We start from the raw sequence: 3722 nt of genomic DNA on the forward strand, positions 1-3722 counted from the left end.
GATCCGGTGACAGCGACAATCGGATGTTTCTTGGACATGAGTTTCTCCCCGTTCTCTTCGTGATCTTCGCATCCAGGCCCGCGATCAGTGAACCAGTGCGAAATGATGACTTAAATATACCACGGGACGGATCCTCCATCGCGAGGAGGAGGGTCTTCAGGATGCTGCGTATCGGGCTTAGGCAACTCCCGAGAAATAGTGTGGCAGAAGGGAGTGGTCTTCGAGTCGCTTCGTCGGTATCGTCGAACCAAGCCATTTAAACAAGCCGAATCACGATGAAAGACACTGAGACGCCACTGACCGATGCGGTGATTCAGACGATCCGCGACGCCGCGAGCAAGCTGACCGGGCCGAAGCGGCGTCAGTTTGAGGCGCAAGTCTCCTTGGACGATCTCGGTGGGAGTGCGCGCAAGGCGCAGACCGTCTTTGGTTGGTCGAGCAAAACGGTGGTGCTGGGGTTGAACGAGTGGCGCACCGGAATCACCTGCCTCGACCACTTTTCGATGCGCGGTCGGCGCACGTGCGAAGCGGTTCAGCCCAAGCTGCTGGAGGATCTTCTCGCGCTGGTGGACCCGCACAGTCCGACCGATCCCAAGTTTCAAGGCCGCTTCCAGTACACCAGAATGACCGCCAACGCGGTGCGTCAGGCCCTGATCGATGAAAAGCACGGGACCGATGAGCAATTGCCTCATGAGAACACCATTGGCGTGATCCTCAACCGACGGGGCGATCGCTGGAGACGGGTACAAAAAAAGAAACCCATCCAGCGGGTCAAAGAGACGGACGCCATCTTCAACACGGTCCGCGAGGAAAACGAGAAGTCGGATCAACGCCCGGATTCCCTTCGGATGTCCATCGACACCAAGGCGAAGGTGGAGATCGGTCCTTTCTCCCGGCGCGGGCTCTCGCGAGGCGCCCGCGCGGTAGAAGCCGCCGATCATGACTTTAAACCCGAGCCCAAACTCGTCCCCTTCGGCATTCTCGACGTCATGGCCGGTGGGCTGACCATCCTCTTCGGAACCTCGCGCGAGACCAGCGATTTCATCGTCGATTGTCTGCAGCAATGGTGGTCTGACAACCAGACACGTGACGGGGATATTACCCAACTGGTCATCAACCTCGACAATGGCCCCGAGCGACAGAGCCGGCGCACGCAGTTGATGGCGCGCAGGGTGGCGTTTGCCGAGCAAACAGGCCTGGAGATCGTCTTGGTTGACGACCCGCCGTCTCACAGCAAATACCATCCGATTGAGCGTTGTTGGGGAATCCTGGAGAGGCACTGGAACGGTGCCTTGCTCGATGCCATCGACACGGCCTGCGAGTGGGCGCGCACCATGACATGGAAATGTCTCGAACCGGCGATTCAATTGTGGGATCGGGTCTACGAGACAGGCGTTCGCCTGACTAAACAAGCCTTCGATGCCATCGAGGAACATCTTCAGCGCAATGAACATCTACCCAAGTACCATGTGGTGATTCAACCGACAGCCGCGTGATACTGGTGCGTTATTTTCCGGGAGTTGCCTGAGGACTTTATCGAGACCGCGCGGGGCGCGGTCGTCGATGTCTTCGATGGCGGCGCTCGGGCGCAGCTTTGCCTGTTTGAGGCGGGTTTTCAGGCGGCGGTTCTCGCGCTCGGTGGCCTCGCGGTCGAGCAGTAGGCCGAGGCGCTCTTCAACGCGCAGGGTAGCGATATCCGGCTGCTGCAACTGTTCTTGGAGGGCGTTGGCCATGCCGGATCAGCGCAGTTGCTGAAGGCGTTCGAGGGTGGGGTGAAGCAACATGGAGCGAATTTCCTGAAGGATCATGGCGTGAAGACCCCCAGCAAACGCCGGGGGCGTGAGGCGGCGGCGTCAGCGGTAGTAGCCGGCACCGCGCAGATGGGGATGAACAATGGGGTTGGCTTCAGGGGCCTGATTCGGCAACGGGCGCCGATCAAAGCCCTTGGCGAGGATCGAGGCCAAGCGCTTGTCGCTGATCGTGCCGATGGCCCGCGCGCGGGCGCAGGCCGCCTCCAGGCGCGCCTCGCCGTCATCCTTGCCCAAGCGCATCACCCCGAAGGCGGCGTTGAAGCCTTGCGGCGGATGGGGCCGCTTGGCGAGCAGACACGCGATCCGTTCGCGCGTTGAAGGGCCGTGCTGCGCGGCCCAGCGAAGGAGGCGCTCGGGCGTCCAATCCAGGTCGCGCTGATGGGCCTCGGGCATGTGAGCGGCAACGGTGGTGTAGCCGCCGCGGCGTGGGCGACGGACAGGCGAGGCGACACGCTGCCCCTGATGCAACACCTCGACCGTGGTCGCCGTGAGGCGCACATCGAGCTGACGCTTCACCAGAGCATGGGGGACGGAGCAGTCGTGCCCCTCGACCTCGATATGGAGGTTGGGTGCCACCCGAGCTTGACGCCCTTCGGCGTATTCATCGGGGACAGGGGGCAAGGGCCGCCGCGCCGGGCGATCGATGGTCTCGAAGTGGCGGCGTCGCGAGCCTTCAAGCGTCTTGAAGGGCCGTTCGTTCAGCCCCGTCAGCAACTCGTCGATGGCCGCATTGAGCGCCGCCAGGGAAAAGAAGGTCTGATGGCGCAGCCGTGCCAGGATCCAGCGCTCGACGAGCAGCACACGGCCTTCGGCCTTGGCCTTGTCGCGTGGCTTACGCACCCGCGCGGGAATGACCGCGACCTCATCGTGACGGGCGAAATCCTGATCGGTGGGGTTGAGATCCGGCTCATCGCGGCCGGCCTTGCTGACGGCACTGCGCAGATTGTCGGGCACGATGATTTCTGGCGCCCCATTGAAAAAGGCCAGGGCACGTCCGTGCGACCCGATCCAGTCGGCCAAGCCTTGGGTGCGGGTCGCCTCGGCGTCGGTGTCGCTCGACGCGCCGAGGACCGCGACGAAGATCTGCGCCGCCTGCACCTCACCGCTGCGCGCATCGACGATCTCGACCGTCTGCCCGGCGTCGTCGACGAACAGCTTCTCGCCGGCGCGATGGCTTTGGCGCATCACGACATCGACCTGCCCGCGCCACTGCGCGTCGAGCTCGCAGAAGCGGCTGTAGGCATAGCCGTCGGGGGCACGCTCGCGGTACTCCTGCCAAAGCAGGAACAGCGTCACCCCCTTGCCGCGCAGCTCGCGCTGGATCTGCGCCCACTCGATCGCCTCGCGGCAACGTGGCGCGCGCGCCTCCTGCGCATCGAGCAGACGCTCCAGACGCCCCTCGTCGAGGTCCGCCGGCAACGGCCAGGAGAGTCCTGCGGCCTGCGCCCGTTTCAAGCAAGCTGACACCGTCGATTTGCCGATACCGAGCGTCTTGGACACGGCCCGTAACGACACCTGTGCGCCCCCGCTCAGGCGCAGGATTTCGTGGATCTTTCGCATGGATAACCGTTCTCGTGACATGTGCCTTCCTCGTTGCAACAGCAAAAAGGTCGGCAGCTTACTTGGGTTATCCCGCGTCGTGATGCGTGTGCGAACGGCTGTCCGAATTCACCGGAATGCTGTCCGGATTCGATCGGAATCAGTGTCCGCTTTCAGGTCGGAATGCTGTCCGCTTTGATGTCGGATTGGTGTCCGGTTTGGATCGGAATGGGTGTCCGGATTCGGTCGGAATACTCACTCAAGACCAGGGTGCGCCCATCGGTGGTGGGCCGGTGGACATCGACCATCTGGATGACGGCGAATTTCTCCAGCGCAGACCTTGGGGTCAGACCTGGAGCGAGAGGCCGCAGC

Annotated in this window: 3 protein-coding genes and 1 pseudogene; 1 reads left to right on the forward strand and 3 read right to left on the reverse strand. The window is 62.8% G+C overall.

The window, feature by feature from the left end; translation table 11 throughout:
• The first annotated feature begins 275 nt into the window (after positions 1-275).
• Positions 276-1496 carry an ISAzo13 family transposase gene (locus tag QZY07_RS10375; RefSeq protein ID WP_295402196.1) on the forward strand — a complete coding sequence of 407 codons (1221 nt, stop codon included), beginning with the start codon at positions 276-278 and terminating at the stop codon, positions 1494-1496.
• Positions 1497-1526: 30 nt separating this feature from the next.
• Here QZY07_RS10375 and QZY07_RS10380 read toward each other — a convergent pair.
• The 3 genes and pseudogenes from QZY07_RS10380 to QZY07_RS10390 all read right to left on the reverse strand — a co-directional run.
• Positions 1527-1733: pseudogene (locus QZY07_RS10380) on the reverse strand (ATP-binding protein); the annotation flags it as partial.
• 120 nt (positions 1734-1853) lie between these two features.
• Positions 1854-3392, reverse strand: a complete 1539-nt coding sequence (istA, locus tag QZY07_RS10385; protein WP_295402197.1) for an IS21 family transposase — start codon at positions 3390-3392, stop codon at positions 1854-1856.
• 131 nt (positions 3393-3523) lie between these two features.
• Positions 3524-3722 (reverse strand): hypothetical protein (locus QZY07_RS10390; protein WP_295402199.1); only part of this gene is annotated, 199 nt, incomplete at its 5' end.

It is taken from the genome of uncultured Thiocystis sp. (assembly GCF_903866365.1).
In the GTDB taxonomy this organism is placed as follows: Bacteria; Pseudomonadota; Gammaproteobacteria; order Chromatiales; family Chromatiaceae; genus Chromatium.